The 18,733-nt window shown below is 68.0% G+C and carries 13 protein-coding genes; 11 read left to right on the top strand and 2 right to left on the bottom strand.

Features of this window, described 5'->3' with window-relative positions; all coding sequences use genetic code 11:
• Positions 1 to 2 precede the first annotated feature (2 nt).
• The 11 genes from purD to ACU6XJ_RS05720 all read left to right on the top strand — a co-directional run bounded on the left by purD (position 3) and on the right by ACU6XJ_RS05720 (position 16,443).
• A complete protein-coding gene (purD, locus tag ACU6XJ_RS05770) occupies positions 3 to 1,355 on the top strand; it encodes a phosphoribosylamine--glycine ligase (RefSeq protein WP_476307372.1) in 1,353 nt (450 codons plus the stop codon).
• Positions 1,352 to 2,662, top strand: a complete 1,311-nt coding sequence (locus tag ACU6XJ_RS05765) for an ATP-grasp domain-containing protein (RefSeq protein ID WP_476307371.1) — start codon at positions 1,352 to 1,354, stop codon at positions 2,660 to 2,662. Before purD ends, ACU6XJ_RS05765 begins: the two co-directional genes overlap by 4 nt.
• Positions 2,663 to 2,667: 5 nt before the next feature.
• Positions 2,668 to 3,978, top strand: coding sequence for a diaminobutyrate--2-oxoglutarate transaminase (gene ectB / locus ACU6XJ_RS05760; RefSeq protein WP_476307370.1), 1,311 nt, complete (start codon positions 2,668 to 2,670; stop codon positions 3,976 to 3,978).
• Entirely contained in the window at positions 3,968 to 4,912 is a 945-nt protein-coding gene (gene nudC / locus ACU6XJ_RS05755; RefSeq protein ID WP_476307369.1) for an NAD(+) diphosphatase, read from the top strand. Before ectB ends, nudC begins: the two co-directional genes overlap by 11 nt.
• Positions 4,913 to 4,928: 16 nt before the next feature.
• Positions 4,929 to 6,149, top strand: coding sequence for an ATP-grasp domain-containing protein (locus ACU6XJ_RS05750; RefSeq protein WP_476307368.1), 1,221 nt, complete (start codon positions 4,929 to 4,931; stop codon positions 6,147 to 6,149).
• On the top strand, positions 6,146 to 7,453 hold the full coding sequence (locus ACU6XJ_RS05745; protein ID WP_476307367.1) for an MFS transporter: 1,308 nt from the start codon (positions 6,146 to 6,148) through the stop codon (positions 7,451 to 7,453). The genes ACU6XJ_RS05750 and ACU6XJ_RS05745 overlap by 4 nt, the downstream gene beginning before the upstream one ends.
• Before the next feature lie 25 nt (positions 7,454 to 7,478).
• On the top strand, positions 7,479 to 8,717 hold the full coding sequence (locus tag ACU6XJ_RS05740; protein WP_476307366.1) for an ATP-grasp domain-containing protein: 1,239 nt from the start codon (positions 7,479 to 7,481) through the stop codon (positions 8,715 to 8,717).
• A 12-nt stretch (positions 8,718 to 8,729) separates the two neighbouring features.
• Positions 8,730 to 9,032, top strand: a complete 303-nt coding sequence (locus tag ACU6XJ_RS05735) for a hypothetical protein (protein ID WP_476307365.1) — start codon at positions 8,730 to 8,732, stop codon at positions 9,030 to 9,032.
• A 109-nt stretch (positions 9,033 to 9,141) separates the two neighbouring features.
• Positions 9,142 to 10,998: an ArnT family glycosyltransferase gene (locus ACU6XJ_RS05730; RefSeq protein WP_476307364.1), complete on the top strand. Its 1,857-nt coding sequence runs from the start codon at positions 9,142 to 9,144 to the stop codon at positions 10,996 to 10,998.
• A 405-nt stretch (positions 10,999 to 11,403) separates the two neighbouring features.
• Positions 11,404 to 15,573 (top strand): Pls/PosA family non-ribosomal peptide synthetase, encoded by a 4,170-nt coding sequence (locus ACU6XJ_RS05725; RefSeq protein WP_476307363.1) that lies wholly within the window; start codon positions 11,404 to 11,406, stop codon positions 15,571 to 15,573.
• Positions 15,574 to 15,666: 93 nt separating this feature from the next.
• On the top strand, positions 15,667 to 16,443 hold the full coding sequence (locus ACU6XJ_RS05720) for a PPOX class F420-dependent oxidoreductase (protein ID WP_476307362.1): 777 nt from the start codon (positions 15,667 to 15,669) through the stop codon (positions 16,441 to 16,443).
• 42 nt (positions 16,444 to 16,485) lie between these two features.
• On the opposite strand, the gene ACU6XJ_RS05715 is transcribed toward ACU6XJ_RS05720, so the two are convergent.
• Both ACU6XJ_RS05715 and rnhA read right to left on the bottom strand, forming a co-directional pair.
• The gene (locus ACU6XJ_RS05715; protein WP_476307361.1) at positions 16,486 to 18,066 is read right to left on the bottom strand and encodes an alpha/beta hydrolase; all 1,581 of its coding nucleotides are present in this window, start codon (positions 18,064 to 18,066) and stop codon (positions 16,486 to 16,488) included.
• 149 nt (positions 18,067 to 18,215) lie between these two features.
• Complete coding sequence (rnhA, locus tag ACU6XJ_RS05710; RefSeq protein ID WP_476307360.1) at positions 18,216 to 18,689, bottom strand: ribonuclease HI; 474 nt, start codon at positions 18,687 to 18,689, stop codon at positions 18,216 to 18,218.
• Positions 18,690 to 18,733: the final 44 nt, after the last annotated feature.

The raw sequence follows: 18,733 nt of genomic DNA, 5'->3' as shown, positions 1-18,733 counted from the left end.
GGGTGACCACGAGCGCGGACAACAGGGTTCTCGTCATCGACGGCACGGGTCGGGGTCACGCCATCTGTGACCTCTTCACCCGCACCAACCCGGCGGTCACGGTCTTCTACGGGCCTGGCTGCGATGTGATCGGGCAGGAGCGGATCGTGCCCGTGCCCGCGATCTCGCTCACCGATCCCGGCACCGCGCTGCGCTTCCTGGCCGACAACCCGGTGGAGTTGGTGTTCGTCTCCAACATCGACGCACTCGCCATCGGCTACGTCGACCAGTTGCGCGCGGCCGGATACCGGGTGATCGGTCCCAGCGCGGCGGCCGCCGCGCTGGAGGTGAGCAAGGCCAGGGGCAAGCAGTTCTGCGTCGACCACGGCATTCCCGTCGCCGAGCACCGGGTCTACACCGACCCCGTCGAGGCGGTGGCCTATGTCCGTGCGCTGGACCGGCCGTGCGTGGTCAAGATCGACCGGCTCACGCCCGACGGCGACGGCTCGGTCGTCTGCGATTCGGCCGCGCAGGCCGAGGCGGCGATCGAGGGCTTCGCCGCCGAGCACGGCGCGGACTTCGCGGTGGTCGTGGAGGAGCGGCTGCGCGGCACGGAGATCTCGGTCTTCGCGCTGCTGGACGGGCACAGCGCGATGGTGTTCCCGACCGCCCTTGACTACAAGCGCACGCTTGAGGGCGATCAGGGCAAGAACTGCGACGGGATGGGCTCGGTCGCACCGCACCCCGCCGACTCGCCGGATATGCGCGAATACCTGCGCTCGCTGCTGGTGGAGCCGCTGCTGCGGGGACTGCGGGCGGAGGGGCTGGACTTCACCGGCTTCGTCTACCTCGGTGCCATGCTCACCGCGGACGGGCCGAAGGTGTTCGAGATCAACGCGCGGTTCGGCGACTCCGAGGCCGAGGTGGTGCTGCCCGGCGTCCGCAACGACTTCCTCGCCGTGTGCCGGGCGGTGCTCGCCGGAGACCTGCGTCGGGAGTCGTTGCAGACCGACGGGCTGCGGCGCTGCTCGGTCGCCCTCGTCCAGGGTGCGCTGGAGGGCCACGACCCGGACTCGGGCTGGCCGTTCGGGGAGTACACCACCGGACAGCAGGTGACGGGGCTGGACGCGGTGACCGACTCGGAGGCGACGGTGTTCTACGCGAACCTGCGTACGGACGCCGAAGGCGTGCCCGCGAGCTGTGGCGGGCGGGTCTTGCACGTCGTCGGGGTGGGTGCCGACCTCGATGAGGCGCGCGAGGTGGCCTACCGACACGTGTCCAAGATCAATTTCCCTGGCATGCGCTACCGGTCCGATATCGGTGCTGGCCTCGAGGTGCATCAGGGCAGGCAACTAGAAAACGGAGCGGTGGCATGACAAAGGCGTTCGTCCTCTTCGAACTGATGAATGCCATGGTGCTCGTGGCGAAGGAGGCCAAGGCCCGCGGCTACGAGATCATCGCGCTCAACCACGACCCGCTGAAGACCTCGGGCCCGTTCACGGTCCCGGACGGGCTGGTGGACCGGCTCATCAAGATCGACGAGTGGGCCGACACCCCCCAACTGTGGGAGATCCTCGACTCGCTCGGCCGGGACCACGACATCGCGGGCACGTACTCGGTCTTCGAGCCGACGTTGCCCTTCGAGGCCGTGGTGCGGGAGCGGGCAGGCCTGCCGAACAACGGGTGGGACGGCACCCGCGACATCCTGGACAAGGCCAAGGTCCGCAGGAAGCTGTACGCGGAAGGGCTGTCCGCGCTCACCTCGGCCTCGCTCACCGAGGCGCTGGCCTGGACGGAATGGCCGTTCCCCGGGGACGCCATCGTCAAGCCGGTGCACGGAACGGGCAGCGCGCTCTGCTACGTGGTGTCCGATCTGGACGAGTTGCGGGCGGCCTCGGAGCAGGCCGCGCAGGGCGAGGTGGTCAACCCGCTGATGCGGGACTACATCCGCAGGCAGGGCGACTTCGTGGTCGAGGGCCTGGCCAAGGGCGAACTGCTGTCCGTGGAGTCCCTCGTCACCGACGGGAAGGTCAACTTCGTCGGGTTGAACGGCCGGTATGTGCTGGCCAAGGACCCGGTGGTGGAGCAGGGCATGTACTTCCCCTACCACCACCCCCGGCTGCCGGAGCTTGTCGCGGCGTCCGAGGCCATCCACCGGTCGCTGAACGTGCGGCACGGGGCCACCCACATGGAGGTGATGGTCGACGAGGACGGCACCGTCGAGCTGATCGACTTCAACGTCCGGTTCTCCGGTTTCGCCTCGGTGGTCACCTTCGGCGAGGCGCTCGGCATTCCGTTCGAGAAACTGCTGACCGACGTCGCCTGCGCGCAGGAACCGGATCTCTCGGTGCTCGAGGGAGAGACCAGGTACGCGGCCGAGATGCTGGTGCTGCCGCCGCCGGGTGCCACCGAGCTAGTCTCGCTGGAGTTCCCGCCGGAGGCCATCGCGGCCAGGCCCACCAAGGAGATCGGGCAGCAGCTGTCCGGCCGGGCCGATCAGCTTGACATCGTGGGGATGTTCATCGTCGTCGCGGACACCGCGTCCGAGGTGCACCGCAAGGCGCTGGCCGCCCGCGAGAAGGTCCTGTTCAACGGGGTTCCGCTCGGGAAGAACGACAACAACGTGGTGGCGTTCTCCGAGTACATCGGCAAGGACCTCGTATCAGCGCGAGAACGGAGGTGAGGACGGTGAGCCAGACCGCCGATATCGCAGCCGTTTTCGACACGAACGAATCCGCCGTCCGGTCGTATTCGAGGTCGTTCCCGGTGTCTTTCAGCAAGGCGCAGGGAGATTTCCTCTACAGCGCGACCGGGGAGCGGTACATCGATTTCCTCTCCGGCGCGGGCACGCTGAACTACGGCCACAATCCGGAGCCGCTGAAACGGGCCCTGCTGGACTATGTGAACAGCGACGGGCTCACCCACGGCCTCGACCTGTTCACGCCCGCGAAGCTGGATTTCCTCGAGCAGTTCGACAGTCTGATCCTCGCGCCGCGCGGGCTCGACTACCGAATCCAGTTTTGCAGCCCCTCGGGGGCCAACGCGGTGGAAGCCGCGTTGAAGCTGGCCCGACTGGTCACCGGGCGCAACAACATCGTGTCCTTCAGCGGCGCGTTCCACGGGGTCAGCACGGGAGCGTTGGCCGTGACCTCGTCGGACTACTACCGGCAGGGCCTGCACGGGGTGCTGCCGGACACCACGCACCTGCCCTATCCCGATTCGCCGCTGGGTCGCTACGACACCATCGACCTGCTGAACCGGCTGGTCGCCGATCCCAGCTCGGGCACGGAAAAGCCCGCTGCCGTGATAATCGAGTCGGTGCAGGGCGAGGGCGGTGTGTTCCTCGCGCCCGACGAGTTCCTGCGGGCCCTGCGGGACTGGTGCGACCGCAACCAGGTGCTGCTGATCGTGGACGACATCCAGGCAGGCTGTGGCCGCACGGGGACGTTCTTCTCGTTCGAGCGGGCGGGCATCCAGCCTGACCTCATCACGTTGTCCAAGGCCATCAGCGGCTACGGGCTGCCAATGTCCATTCTGCTGATCAAGCCGGAGCACGACATCTGGCGGCCCGGTCAGCACAACGGAACCTTCCGCGGGAATCAGCTCGCGTTTGTCACTGCGGCGGCGGCGCTGCGCACCTACTGGTCCGACGACGCGCTCATGGCCGACGTCGCACGCAAGAGCACGTTGGTCGCCGACTACCTGCAACGGCACATTGTCGAGCGCTTCTCCGCGGTGGTACGCGGCACCGGGTTGCTCTGGGGAATCGACCTCAGCGGCACCGAGGCCTCGGCGTCGAAACTTTCCGAATTGTGCTTCCAGCGCGGCCTGATTGTGGAAACCTGTGGCCGAGAAGGGGAAGTCATTAAGCTCATCCCTCCGCTGACCATCACCGAGTCGAATCTCATTACGGCGCTCGACATTCTCGTTGAAGCGCTCTACGACGCGGTAAGCGGTCACTTCAGCACCACCGTGGAGGACCAACCAGATGACCGTTAGGCCCGTCCTGCGTCCCGAGAGCAGGCTGTTCTACAACGGGATGGCGCTCGACCGAGCTTCCGCCCGCCGCGACGATCCACAGTGGACAGCGGCGCTGCTGGCCCGTGGCGATGCGCGTGTCGTTCCGCTGTGGCGTGACCAGTGCCTGGTCTCCTCCCCGGAGACGCCGGAACCGGTCACGCTCACCGGCGAGCACGGGCACGCGGTCGCCGCGGCGGGCGAGGTCGTGTTCTTGGGACTGGACGGTGAGATCGGGGTGTTCGCCGCGGACCTGTCGTCGCATGACGAGGCCGCGGCGATCTCCCTCGCGGGGGCAGATGCCGTCGGTGACGTCCGCGCCTTGATCGGCGTGCTGTCACCGGATGAGGCCGCTGTGCTCGGCTACGCCCGCGGCATTACGCATTGGAACCGCAACCAGCGGTTCTGCGGGGCCTGCGGGGACCGCACCGAGAGCCGCAACGGCGGCCACCTGCGGGTATGCCTTGGCACCCACTGCGGAAAGCTGCTGTTCCCCCGCATCGAGCCCGCGGTGATCGTGGTGGTCACCTCGGCCGAACAGCCGCACCGGTGTCTGCTCGGCAGGCACCGGGGAGCGACGGAGAACTCCTACTCCACCCTGGCCGGTTTCGTGGAGGTGGGGGAGTGCCTTGAGGACGCGGTTCGCCGTGAAGTGGCCGAGGAGGCGGGCGTCCAGGTCGGCACCGTGAACTACCAGGCCTCCCAGGCCTGGCCCTTCCCGGCGGGAATGATGCTGGGCTTCCGGGCAGCCGCCCTGTCCGACGAGATTCGGGTGGACGAGGCCGAGTTGCTGGACGCGCGGTGGTTCACCCGCGCGGAGCTTCGTGAGCGTGCCCAGAACGGCCGTCCCCTGGGCCGCCCGGACTCCATCGACCGTTTTCTGCTCAATTCCTGGCTGGCGGAGGAAAGCTCATGAGAAGGAAGTTCCTGCTGTGAAGACGATTCTCATCATCGGGGGACGGCTCCAAGCCGTACAGAAAGCCAAGGAACTGGGTCTGCGGGTGGTGTTGCTGCAACACAAGGAGCGGCTTCTGCCGGGCCAAGCGGAAGCCGCTGACGCGCTGCTGCTGGTCGACTACCTGGACTGGGAGCTCACCAAGCCGATCGTGCGGGCCGCCCACGAGGCCTACGGCTTCACCCGCGTCGTCTCCCTGGTCGAACAGGCGATGGAGTTGGTCGGGCGGATCAACGATCTGCTCGGCCTGACGGGCACCTCGTATGAAGTCGCGCGCCGCTTCCACGACAAGCGGGCGATGCGGCGCAGGCTCGCCGAGACGGGCTTCGAGGACGTGCCCGCCGAGGTGGTGACCGACGCCGAGGAACTGCGCGCGTTCGGTGCGCAACACGGCTATCCGTTCATCCTCAAGCCCGCGGACGGCACCGCCAGCCGCGGAGTGAGCCGGATCGACGGGCCAGAGCAGATCGACCGGGTGTGGGAGCAGGCCCGCGCCCTGCGCGGCAGGGACGACCTGCCGATGGCGACGTTCTACCCGGTGGACCGCTACCTGGCCGAGTACTACCTGGACGGTCCCGAGTACAGCGTCGAGGCGTTTTCCTCCGCCGGGAAGCACAGCATCATCGCGATCACGCAGAAGCTGACCGATGCCACCATCGAGATCGGGCACGCCATGCCGGCGGACGTGCCCGCCGCGGACGAGATCGCCGACTACGTGAGCGCGTTCCTGGACACCATGGAACTCCGCGACGGGGTTTCCCACACCGAGCTCAAGCTGACCTCGGCGGGCCCCCGCATCATCGAGTCGCACGACCGGGTCGCCGGTGACCGGATCATGGACCTAGTGCGGGCGGTCTACGACATCGACCTCGAGCAGTACGCGGTCGGGCTGCCCTTCGGCCTGGTGCCCGAACTCCCGCTGCGGCCCGCTCCCCGGGACGCGGCGGCGACCCGCTTCCTGGCCGCGGCACCCGGCACCGTCCGAGCGGTCGAGGGTGTCGACGAGGTGCGCGGCCATCCGGACGTGATCGACCTGGAGGTCAGCGCCGCGGTCGGCGGCGAGGTCCGGGATGTGCGGGACAACTTCGACCGGCCGGGCCAGATCCTGGTGCGGGCCAAGGACGTGGCGGAGGCCGTGCGGCTGAGCGAGACGCTGGCGGCGAAGGTCCGCATCGTGACCGGCGAGGGGGCGGCGTGACCACCGGACAGCAGCAGCGTGAGCCGTTGTGGTCGAGGCTGGGCATCCCCAGCCTGACCGGCAACGGCAAGTTCGTCTCCGCCGCGAGCATCGACAGCATCGGCACCGGCCTGATCCTGGCGTTCACCGTCATCTACTTCGCCAAGACCACCGAGGTGTCGCTGCCGCTGATCGGCGTCGCCATGACCGCCGCCAGGATGCTCGCGCTGCCGACCTCGGTCACGGTCGGCCCGCTGCTGGACCGCTACGGCGCGCAGCGGGTGGCCGCGGGCGGGAACCTGATCTCCACCGTGGGATACGTCGGCTTCCTGTTCGCCGACCAGCTGTGGTCCATCGTGCTCGTGGTGTTCCTGGTGCAGGTCGGCCACACCACGTACTGGACCTCCAACGCGGCGCTGGTCGCGCTGGCCTCACCGGAGGACCGCAGGACCCGCTGGTTCGGGTTCGTGCACGCGCTGCGCAACTCCGGCATGGGCATCGGCAGCGCCCTCGGCGCGTTCGCCGTCTCAATCGGCGACGTGTCCGGACTGCACATCATCGTGGTCGGCAACGCGGTGAGCTTCGTGCTGGCCGCCTGCCTGCTGCTGTGGTGGCGACCGCCGCAGCACGCTCCCGAGCCCGCCGCGACCGCGGCGGAGCCCGCCGAACTGGAGCCCGCGCGGTACATGACGGTGTTGCGGGACCGGCGCTACGCGGTGCTCATGCTGGTCAACGTCTCCATGGTGTTCGCGCAGATGCTGATCAAGATCCTGCTCGCGATCTACATCGTGGAGGCGCTCAAGCTGGACGCCTGGATCGCGGGTGCGCTGCTGGTGCTCAACACCGTGCAGGTCGCCCTGATGCAGACCAAGACGAGCAGGCAGATCGAGCCGATGCGGACGACCAGGGCTCTCGCGCTGGGCGCACTGCTCAATGCGATCGCCTTCGCGATCTTCGCGCTGCTCTACGTCGCACCCGACGAGATCGTGATCGCCGGGCTCGTGCTCGCAATGCTCGTCTTCACCTTCGGCGAGATGGTGGGGCTGCCGGTGATCGACAATCTCAGCGTCTCCTTCGCCCCCAAGCACATTCGCGGCCGCTACCTCGCCGTATACCAGCTTTCTTGGACCGTCGGTGAGGTCGTGGCGCCGACGATCCTGACCGCGTTGCTGGCCCTGTCGGCAACCCTGCCGATGATCTTCCTGCTCGCACTGAGCGCGCTGGCGATTCCGTTGACGGCGGTGCTCGAGCGGATGTCCAGGCGCGTTGCCGAGCGCAAAGCCGCCGCCACCGCGTTGTCCACTACCCAGCCGGAAAGTCTGTGAAGGAACAATGAAAACAGTCATCGTAGTGTCCACTCGTGGCTTCGGGGTGTTCCGCCACGATCTGCTCATCGACCCGGACGGCGTGCGGTTCATCGGCATCTTCGCCGAGGAGGACGCCAAGAACGTCACCGCCGAGGAACGCGCCTACTTCCACCGCATCCACACCGTGCCTTGTGGCAAGCCGGGCGCCTCCTACACCGAATCGTCCATTGTGGATGAGGCGGCGACGCGGGCGATCGTGCGCGAGGTCTTCGCCGAGGTCGGTCCCGAGAACCTCACGCTGCACTCCTTCGACGAGCGGAACCTGCTGCTGGTCGGCTCCATGCGGGAGGAGTTGGGGCTGCCGGGTCCTACCTACAACGACCTGCTGCCGTACCGGGACAAGTGCCTGATGAAGGAGAAGCTCGCGGGCACGGGCCTGCGGGTGCCCAAGTTCGGCCTGTTCGAGCCCGCGCGGTTCGCGGAGAACCAGGCCCAGTACATGGACGCCATCGTCGCCGATGTCGGTCTGCCCTTCATCCTCAAGCCCACCGACGCCGCCTCCGCGGACGGGGTGTACAAGATCAGCTCGTTCGACGACTTCGCCGCGCTGCCCGCGGACCTCGGTCGGCCGTATGAGTACGAGGAGTTCATCAAGGGCACGATGTTCAGCGTCAACCTGGTGTCCAAGGACCAGAAGACGATCTTCGGCGGCGTCACCGAGTACCTGGTGAACTCCACCCAGGTGCAGGACGAGTGCAGGCCCAACGCGGACATCAACCTGATCGACAGCGACCCCCGGGTGCCGCGCATGATCAAGTTCACCGAGCAGGTGCTGGCCGCGCTCGGCTGGCTGGACGGCGCGTGTCACCTGGAGCTTTTCCACACCGAAGCGGACGAACTCGTCTTCCTCGAGGTCGGCGCGCGGTTCAAGGGCCTGGCCGGGCTCGCGGGCATGCAGATCAACTACCAGGTGGCGCTGCTCAACCTGGCCTTCGAGATCGAGGCTGGCCTGAAGAGCCATCCGTGGGACCAGGAGCAGATCTACTGCTACGACGGTGTGATCCCCAAGCGCGCGGGCGTGATCGAGAAGCTGGTGGAGCCCGAGCTTGAGAGCCGGGTGGAGATGAAGTGGAAGGTGGCACCGGGCGATGTCATCGCCGACGGCGCCTCGCTGATCGACAACGGGGGGACGTTCCTGGTGTTCAACAAGGACTATGAGACCGCGTACCGCGACTTCAAGCGGCTGGCGACCTACACGCCCATCATCTACAAGGAAGCATGAGCGGAAAAGCACATGCTGCTTCGACGCGACAAGGACATCGACCACTCGCTGGTGCGGGCCGCGGTCAGGGACATGATGGACGCCTCGGGCTTCGACACCTGGCTCGATGTCGTCCCCGACCACGTGCTGGTCGCTGCGGCCGCACCGCTGGAGATCCTGCAGTTCCACTACTACCTCGAGCCGCCCAAGGACCGGCTCCTCACCAGGGCGGCCAAGCTGGCCTGTGAGGCGCTGGCGGGCAAGCTCGACGACTGCCCTGACGATATGGCCGCCCTGTTCCGCAGGCTGGCCGTGGCGGTGAAGGCGGAAGTGTGAGTCCCGGCCGACCACCTCTGGCGGGCTTGGTGCGGTGGTCGGCCCGGGCACAGCCCGCTCACAGGGAGGGCTCAGCGGTGGCCTAGGTACCGGGGCCACGGTGAGGGCCATGACCGACCGTGACGCGGGATGGGTGCGGCCCGCCCTGATTTGTCTGCTCGTTGCCACTGGGGTGCTCTATCTGTGGAAGCTGGGCGATTCGGGGTGGGCCAACGCCTACTACTCGGCGGCCGCCCAGGCGGGTGCGGAAAGTTGGCGGGCCTGGTTTTTCGGGGCGACCGACCCGGCGAACGCGATCACCGTGGACAAGACGCCCGCCGCCCTGTGGGTGATGGGGCTGTCGGTGCGGCTCTTCGGCCTGAACGCGTGGAGCGTGTTGGTGCCGCAGGCGCTGATGGGGGTCGCCTCGGTCGCGGTGGTGCATGCCGCGGTGCGGCGGGTCGGCGGCGCGGGCGCGGGGCTGCTGGCGGGCGCGCTGTTGGCACTCACGCCCGCGGCGGCGTTGATGTTCCGGTTCAACAATCCCGACGCGTTGCTGGTGTTGCTGCTGGTGATCGGGGCCTACTGCACGGTGCGGGCGGTGCAGCGGGGCAACCCGTGGTGGTTGGCGCTGGCGGCGGCCGCGGTGGGGTTCGGGTTCCTGACCAAAATGCTGCAGGCATTTCTGGTGCTGCCCGCGTTCGGATTGGCCTACCTGGTCGCGGCGCCGGTCTCGGTGGGTCGGCGGGTGTTGCACCTGGGCGGGGCGCTGGGCGCCCTGGTGGTGTCCGCGGGCTGGTACCTGGCGGCGGTGGAGTTGTGGCCCGCGGCGAGCAGGCCCTACATCGGGGGTTCTCAGCGCAACAGCATCCTCGAGCTCACCCTGGGCTACAACGGCGTCGGGCGGCTCACCGGTGAGGAAGTGGGCAGCCTCGGCGGCGGGATGAGCTCAGGAAGCTGGGCGCGGCTGCTGGACGGGCAGATGGCGGGCGGCATCGGGTGGCTGCTCCCGGCGGCGGTGCTGGGTCTCGGCGCGCTGGTCTGGTTGACCTGGCGGCGGCCGCGGACCGATGCGCTGCGCGCGAGCGCCATGGTGTGGGGCGGCTGGCTGGTGGTCACCGCAGGGGTGTTCAGCTACATGCGGGGGATCATCCACCCGTACTACACGGTGGCACTCGCGCCCGCCGTCGCCGCGCTGGTGGGGTTGGCGGCGCCGCCGCTGTGGCGTTCCCGGAGCCATCCGGTGGCGGTGGGGCTGCTCGCGGGCGGGGTGGGGCTTTCGGGGGTGACGGCGTATCTGCTGCTGGACCGCGAGTACGAGTGGCTGCCGTGGCTCGGGGTCACCGTGCTTGTCCTCGCCGGTGTTGCCGCCGTGTTGGTCGCGGTGGTGGACGGGCTGCCGCGGCAGGCCCGTCCCGGGGTGGCGGTGCTGGCCCTGGTCGCCGTGGTGGCGGGCAGCGGCGCGTACACCGTCGCGACCGCGGCCACGACGCATTCGGGCGCGCTGCCCGCCGCGGGGCCCGGTCTCGGGGCGCGCGGTGGCGGCATCGTGATCATGGGGCCGGGCGGGGTATCGCAGGGCGGGACGCGCGGCGGAATGGGCGGCCTGCTCAGCGGGCACACGCCCGGCGACGGGCTGGTGTCGCTGCTGAAGAACACGGACGGGTACCGCTGGGCGGCGGCCACCGTGGGCGCCAACCCGGCGGCGAGCCACCAGTTGGCCTCGGGCCGTCCGGTGATGGCCGTCGGCGGGTTCAACGGCACCGATCCGGCGCCGACGCTGGAGCAGTTCCAACAACACGTCGCGGCGGGCCGGATCCGCTACTTCCTCGGCGAGGCGATGCCGATGACGGTCGACACCGGCGGCAGCGACGCCGCCCAGCGCATCGCCGAATGGGTGGCCCGCAACTTCACGTCATCCACAGTGGACGACACCACGGTCTACGACTTGACGCGCCCGGTTTCGGCCACTGGGACTTCCGGGTAACGCCGTTGGATCGCTGAATCCGCACCATTTCTTATTCAGCTTCTTCGCCGATGCGGCGCGGGCGCCGAATTGCGTCGTCGACGGCGTTTGACGGTTTCGGCAATCGGTCTGGCGGATCAACGCGGTGTGTGGCCGCAGGCGCCGATCCGAGTGGGAAACGTGCTGCCCGTGGCCCGTCGAGGACTGGAGGGGGAGAGACCGATGTGCGGCGTTACTCCTTGTGGCGGGTAGCAACTGACGTGTTACCGCAATTCTGTGGCGACAATTCACATGTTTCACATTATTGACGTCCTATCCTGCACTGGCATGACACGATTTGGTGGAGATGCATTACGGAATTCCAACGCAGGCATAAGTGGATTCACAACCGATCGTTAAGTGTTGTTTGGGCAGGCTGCGGCACTTATGTCCGTGGAGCGGTTCGATTGTTTCCACAATCAGTGTGCTGAAACGTCCAATTGTCGTTTTGTCGGAGGAAACTCGATTGGGAGCTTCGTAAGAACCGCACTCATCCATCGGTTCCCTTCGGTACACCCGAGTGGCGGGCGACCGGATGGCGGTCGACCGGCCGGTGGATTGCTGGTGGTGGCTACTCCGATGATCGTGGGCTTTAGCGCCCCCGGGGGGTTTCTGGGCGCGAATAGAGTGTGCACGGAGGGAGTGCTTCATTTGAGTCGCATGGGCGAACTCTGCCTTCATGAATTATTCGAAAGACAAGTAGACAAATCCACGGAAAGGCCCGCGCTGATCTGTGGCGACACGGTTCTCACCTATACCGAGCTCGACCGGAAAGCAAATCGGCTGGCTCGCTGGATACGACAGTACGGAATGGGACCCGGTGACTTCGTCGCCCTCTATTTCGAGCGGTCCGAGTTGCCCGTCGTCGCGATCCTGGCCTGCCACAAGTCCGGTGTCGCCTACGTGCCGATCGATCCGAGCTACCCCGGCGAGCGGATCCAGCACATAGTCGATGAGCTGGGGATATCGCTGTGCCTCACGGAACGGGCACTGTCCGAGCGGGCTGAGGGGTACTTCACCGGGGCGAAGATCTCGGTCCTGGACGAGGACCGGCCCGAGATCGACATGCTCCCGGACACCCGGCTGGATCGGGCCGAATCAGGGGTGTCGCCCGCGGATCTGGCCTACGTCATCTACACCTCGGGAACCACCGGCAGGCCGAAAGGCGTGATGGCCGAACACCGGCACGTCTCGCTGTTCGTGGACGCCTTCAACGCCGAATGCGCGACCGGGCCGGAAGACCGTGTCTACCAAGGCTTCTCGCTGAGTTTCGACGGCTCGGTCGAGGAGATCTGGATGGCGTTCTCGAACGGCTCCACGCTGGTCGTGCCCGAACGGGACGCGCCGCGTTTCGGCGATGACCTCGGCGAGTATCTGCGGAAGCTGGGAATCACCTATTTCTCCACGGTGCCGACCATGCTGACCACCATCGCCGAGGATGTGCCGAGTCTGCGGACGGTGGTGCTCAGCGGGGAGGTCTGCCCGCCGGAACTGGTGCAGCGGTGGGCCCGCGACGATCTGCGCATCCTGAACGTCTACGGACCAACGGAAGCCACCGTCAACACCACCGTCGCCGAATGCGTTCCGGGCAGACCGGTCACCATCGGCAGGCCGCTGCGGGGATACGGCATCTCCATTGTGGACGAGGACCTGCGGCCGGTGCCGCACGGGCAGCAGGGCGAACTGCTTGTCGGCGGGGCCACGCTGGCACGCGGTTATGTCGCGCAGCCCGAGTTGACCCGCGAGCGTTTCCTGGACGGCCCGGACGGACGCCAATACCGCACCGGCGACCTTGTCCGGTGGAATCCCGACGGCGAATTGGAGTTCTTCGGCCGCATGGACGGCCAGGTGAAGATCCGCGGCTACCGGGTCGAACTCGCCGAGATCGAGTCGATCCTGTTGGAACACCCGCAGATTCGGTCCGCGAGCGTCGGACTGGTCGACAAGGACGGACTCCAGGAACTCGCCGCGTACGTGGTTCTCGCCTCCCCGTCGGGAAAGCTGGACCGCGACGAGATCCTGTGCCTGCTGGAATCCCGGGTGCCGCCCTACATGGTTCCCGGCTACCTCGACGTGTTGCCCGAACTGCCCCGCACCACCAGCGGGAAGATCGACCGCCGAGCGCTGCCCGCGCCGAATGCCGCGCTCGTGCGCACGTCCAGGGTCGTGGTCGAACCGGACACCGAGCTGGAGAAGATCATCGCCGCGGCCTGGGCCGATGTCCTCGGCCTGCCCGCGGTCTCGGTGGAGGACGACTTCTTCCTCGACCTCGGCGGCCACTCGCTGGTGGCGGCCCGGATGGCGACCATGCTGCGGGAACGGATCGCGCAGCCCGTCACCGTGCGGGACGCGTACCAGTACCCCACGGTGCGGAGCCTCGCGGCGCGGGTGGAGTCGATGGACGACCCGATGGACGGCCCCGGCGGGCAGCCCGCGGCGGGCATGGCCTCGGGGGCGGGGGAGCCCGCTCGCAGGCGGGTACTCACCCCGACTCTCCAGGCGCTGTCCACCTATCTGATCTTCGCGATGGTCGGCACGCCGCTCGCGCTGGTGTTCGTGCTCGGGCTCGGCTGGGTCAGGGGGACCGTCACGACGGTGTCGTTCCTCGGCTGGTCCCTCGCGCTTGGCCTGCTGACCTGGCCCGTGCTGCTGGTGTTCTCGATCGCGGCGAAATGGCTGCTGATCGGCCGGTACCGGGCAGGTGATCACCGGTTGTGGGGGTTCTACTACTTCCGCTGGTGGCTGGTGAACCGGATCGGTGCATTGTCCGGTGCCGCCGCGCTGAGCGGCACGCCGCTGTTGCCGCTGTACTACCGCGCGATGGGCGCCAAGGTCGGCGCCCGCTGCACGCTGGACACCGTGCAGGTCTCCGCCTGGGACCTGGTCGGCATCGGCGACGACACCAGCATCGGCGCGGGCACCCAACTGCTGGGCTGCCGCGTCGAGAACGGTCTGTTGCGGCTGGGCAGGGTGGACATCGGCAGCCGCTGTTTCGTCGGCATCCACTCCGCGCTGGGCCTGAACGTGCGGATGGGTGACGACAGCGCCCTGGACGACCAGTCGCTGCTGCCCGACGAGGACACCGTGCCCGCGGGCGAGGGCCGCGCGGGCGCACCCGCCCGGCCCTCCGAGGTCGACCTGCCCACCGGCGGGGCCGCGCATTCCCGTTCGCGGCGCGTGGTGTTCGGCCTGGCCCATCTGGTCGCGGTCGAGGTGATGGCGATCGTGGTGGGCGTGGTGCCGGGCCTGGCGTTCCTCGGCACGGTGTGGCTCGGGTTCCACTTCGGTGGACCGGTGCTCGGCACCCTGGCCACCATCGCCGCGGTACCGGTGCACGTGATCCTGTACTGCCTGTACCTCGCGGCGGTCAAACGGCTGATCCTCGGCCGCGTCAAGCCCGGCACCTACAGCGTGCTGAGCCTGTCCTACCTGCGGAAATGGCTGTCCGACGGGCTGATGGCGGGCAGCAGGGCCGCCCTGCTTCCGGTTTACACCACGCTCTACCTGCCGCCGCTGCTGCGGCTGATGGGCGCCAGGATCGGGCCACGCGCGGAGATCTCCACCGTGTGGAGCTTCGCGCCGGAGCTGATCGACATCGAGGCGGAGAGCTTCTTCGCCGACGGCTCGATCATCGGCGGCAGGCGCTGCCACCGCGGGCTGTGCCGGGTCGCGGTGAACCGCATCGGCAGGCGCAGCTTCGTCGGCAACAGCGCGATCCTGCCGGTGGGCGCAGGACTGGGTGAGAACTGCCTGCTCGGTGTGCAGTCCATCCCGCCGCCGGGGGACGTCCCCGACGGCACCGAGTGGCTGGGCTCACCGTCGTTCGCCCTGACCCACCGGGTGAAGGTCGGCAACTTCGATCCGACGCTCACCTTCACGCCCACCCGCAGGCTGTACCTGCACCGAGGCGTGATCGACGGCCTGCGGGTGCTCATCCCCTACTACCTGGGGCTGGCGTCGGCGGCGTTGTTCGCGCTGATCCTGTTCCTGGTACACGAAAGCCAGGGCCTGGTCGCCATGCTGGCCGTCGCACCTGTGGCGGGCTTCGTCTGCGGCGTACTCTCCGCCCTCGCCGTCGCAGTACTGAAGAAGGCCGTCATGGGCACGTACAAGCCGGAGATCAAACCGCTGTGGTCGCCGTACGTGTGGCTCAACGAGATGGTCAACGGCGCCTACGAATCGGTCACCGCGCCGGTCGTCGCGCAGTTTCTCGGCACCCCGTTCGCCGCGCCGCTGCTGCGGGCCATGGGCTGCCGCATCGGAAGGCGGACCTACCTGGCCACCACGCTGTTCTCCGAGTTCGACCTGGTCGAGATCGGTGACGGCGCGGCGCTCAACCACGGCGTCGTGGTGCAGAACCACCTCTTCGAGGACCGCGTCTTCAAGTCATCGGCGCTGAAGATCGGCGACAGCGCCTCGGTGGGCAACATGAGCGTGATCCTCTACGACTCCGAGGTCGAGGCCGGGGCCGTGATCGGCCCGCTGTCCCTGCTGATGAAGGGCGAAACGCTCCAGCAGGGCACCCGCTGGCACGGTATCCCCACCCAACGCGCCTGAACACCGGGCAGGCCCCCGTCCGTGGCGGGGGCCTGTCACGTTCTCACCGGCTGCCTCGTCCTCCCCACAGCAGCGACTTTCGGGAGGACAACCATGCAGCGGTTTGTGGTGACAGTGGCCGTGCTGGCCGGGCTGATGATGCTGGTGGTCGGCGGGTGGATGCTCGCCGACTCCCGGTCCTTCGCCGACTGGGCGCAGTTCGGATACCACCAGCACTTCCTGCACGACGCGGGCGCGTTCCAACTGGGCCTCGGGACGATGCTGCTGCTCGGCCTGATCTGGTCCGACGCGCTCGCCGCCGCGCTGGCGGGCTTCTTTGTGGCCAACACGGTGCACACGGTGAACCACATCGTGGACCTGCACCTTGGCGGCAACCACTGGCAGCCGGTCTGGCTGGGGCTGCTGTCGGTGCTGGTCGCGGTCGCGCTGTGGCTGCGGTACCGGGTGTTGGGCGGGGTGCTCGGCCGGGTCGGCACCGCCGCCGAGCCCGCGCTGGCGCCGTTCGTGCGGCAAAAGACGGTCAGCCTCACCACGTTCCGCCGCGACGGCGGGTCGGGCAGCACACCGGTGAGCATCGCCGTCGACGGTGACCGCGCCTACTTCCGCAGCTTCGAGAAGTCCCTCAAAACGCGTCGGCTGCGGCACGACGAGCGGGTGGAGCTTGCGCCGTCCACCGGCCGGGGCCGGGCGACGGGTGAGCCGCTGCGGGGACGGGCGCGCCAGCTGTCGGGGCAGGAGTACCGGCACGCCGCCGGGCTGCTGGCGGGCAAGTACCCGGTGCTGCACGGGGTCGTGGTGCCGCTGACCCACCGGCTGATGCGCGGCAGGACCGGCCGCACCGTCCACTTCGAACTGACCCTGGACGCGTGACAGGGGGGCGCCCGCCCGGGCGCCCCCCTGTCTACGTTGGTGTTACCGACGACCGATGATCTCGGTCGGGTCGTGCTCGGCACTCAGCGTGCGGGCCTCAGCCTTGGGCGCGGCCGGGACCGGCTTCGGCAGGGCCTGGCACTGGAGGTCCGAGTTGGGCCCAGGCTTGCGCTCGGGCAGCGCCCCGGTCTTGAGGTACTCGGCGATGCGGTTGTCAACGCAGGCGTTGCCGCGCAGCGAGTTGGAGTGCGTTGTGCCCTCCGGGGTGCTGATCAGCACCGACTTCGGGAAGATCCGGCGGGCCTCCAGCGCACCGTTGTACGGGGTGGCGCCGTCGAGTTCCTCGCTGAGCAGCAGCACCGGCGGCGCGTCCTTCGGGTTGACCCGAACCGGGCGGCTTGCCTTGGCAGGCCAGTACAGGCACGGCGCGTTGAACCAGGCGTTCGCCCAGGTGTAGAACGGCGCCTTCTCGTGCGTGCGCCAGTTGTCCCGCTTCCAGGTCTGCCAGTGTCGCGGCCACTGGATGTCGGTGCACTGCGTGCCGAGGTAGATGGCGTAGCCGTTGTCGTCGCCGGGTCCGTTGGCCGCGTCGTAGGCGGCCTTCAGACCTGCCTCGTCGTTCTTGTGCACCCAGTTGGACCAGGCCTTGGCGATGCCGTCCCAGCGGCGCTGGGAGTACCCGGCGGGCAGGAACAGGTCGGCGAACTCGCTGGCGCCGATCTTGCCCTCGGCGGGCTTCTTGGCCAGCGCGGCCTTGTCGTCGTAGTAATGCCGCTGCACCTCGTGCCCGGTCTTGCCGAGCTTGAAGACGCTGTCGTACTGGGCGACCCAGTCGAAGAAGATGCCGATGGCCTTCTCGAACGCCACATCCTGGTTCAGGTTGGCCTTGTACCAGACGTCCCGGTGGTCCACCACGCCGTCGAGCACGACGCGACGCAGGTGCTGCGGGAACAGCGTGGCGTAGACCTGGCCGAGGTAGCTGCCGTAGGAGAAGCCGAAGTAGTTGATCTGCTTGACGCCCAGCGCCTTGCGGATGGTGTCCATATCGCGGACGTTGTCGAGCGTCTTGATGTGCTCGAGCAGCTTCCCGCCCGCCTTGCCGCACTTCTCCGCGTAGCCCTTGGCCCGCTCCAGGTTGACCCGCTCGATCTCCCTGTTGTGCGGGATGTACTCGGGGCGGTTGTAGGTGAAGATGTCCGGGTCGCAGGTCAGCGCGGGTTTGCTGGCGCCGACACCGCGCGGGTCGAAGCCGATCCAGTCATAGGCCTCGCCGACCTTGTTCGGCACCCGCTCGCCGATGACCGGCATGGTGAGCCCGGAGCCGCCGGGTCCGCCCGGGTTGACCAGGATCGGACCCTGGTAGTCAGCCTCGGCGCTCTTGTGCTTGATGCGCGAGACAGCGATCTGGACCTTCTCGCCTTGAGGCCTGTCGTAGTCGAGCGGCGCCTCGACAAAGCCGCACTCCGCGCCGCGCCCCTTCAGCGGCTCCTCGGCACACGGCTCCCACTTGACAGTCGATGCGGTGGCATCGAACGCGGATGGCTCCGCGTTCGCGAGCTGTGGCGCCAGCAGTCCAGCCGCGCCAAGCCCCGCCACCGAAACGGCAACGATGAGCTTCTTCACCTGTGGTCCCTACGTCACGAATTCGCCGGCCATGATCACTTCATCACGACCGGACCCCTGTCCGTGGAGTCTGTGCGACGCGCGCCGCCCGGGAATCACCCAAATGGACCTATTAAAGGCATTATGGCCTGGTCCGATGCGGTAACGGGCTAGCGCCGGGCGCCCGGTTGGCTTGCGGTCGCGCCGAGGATGTCCTTGAGGCCCTGGACGGCGAGTTGGTCGGCGCGTTCGTTGTCGCGGTGGCCCGCGTGGCCCTTGATCCAGTGCCAGTGCACCGTGTGCACGGTGCAGGCGGCGGCCAGGCGCTGCCAGAGGTCGACGTTCTTGACGGGCTGCTTGGTGGTGGTCTGCCAGCCGTTGCGCTTCCAGCGGGGGAGCCACTTGGTGATGCCGTCGCGGACATAGGTGCTGTCGGTGTAGAGGTTGACCTCCGACGGCCGCTTCAGCGTTTCCAGCGCCTGGATCGGCGCCATCAGCTCCATGCGGTTGTTCGTGGTGGTGGTCGGCTCGCTGCCGTGGATCTCCCGGTAGTGGCTGCCGCTGCGCAGCACGGCGCCCCACCCGCCGGGACCGGGGTTTCCGCTGCACGCGCCATCGGTGTAGATCACTACGAGTTCGGCCACGGCGTCCAACTTAGCGGTGTCGGTGCCCTGAGTCGGAGGATCGT

The sequence above is a fragment of the Actinorectispora metalli genome, from assembly GCF_056323685.1.
This window is presented reverse-complemented; position numbering and strand designations above follow the sequence as displayed.

Coding starts and splice junctions, on each gene's coding strand:
- ACU6XJ_RS05765 (WP_476307371.1), top strand. CDS start 1,352: ATGACAAAGGCGTTCGTCCTCTTCGAACTGATGAATGCCATGGTGCTC.
- nudC (WP_476307369.1), top strand. CDS start 3,968: ATGACCGTTAGGCCCGTCCTGCGTCCCGAGAGCAGGCTGTTCTACAAC.
- ACU6XJ_RS05735 (WP_476307365.1), top strand. CDS start 8,730: ATGCTGCTTCGACGCGACAAGGACATCGACCACTCGCTGGTGCGGGCC.
- ACU6XJ_RS05730 (WP_476307364.1), top strand. CDS start 9,142: ATGACCGACCGTGACGCGGGATGGGTGCGGCCCGCCCTGATTTGTCTG.
- ACU6XJ_RS05725 (WP_476307363.1), top strand. CDS start 11,404: ATGTCCGTGGAGCGGTTCGATTGTTTCCACAATCAGTGTGCTGAAACG.
- ACU6XJ_RS05720 (WP_476307362.1), top strand. CDS start 15,667: ATGCAGCGGTTTGTGGTGACAGTGGCCGTGCTGGCCGGGCTGATGATG.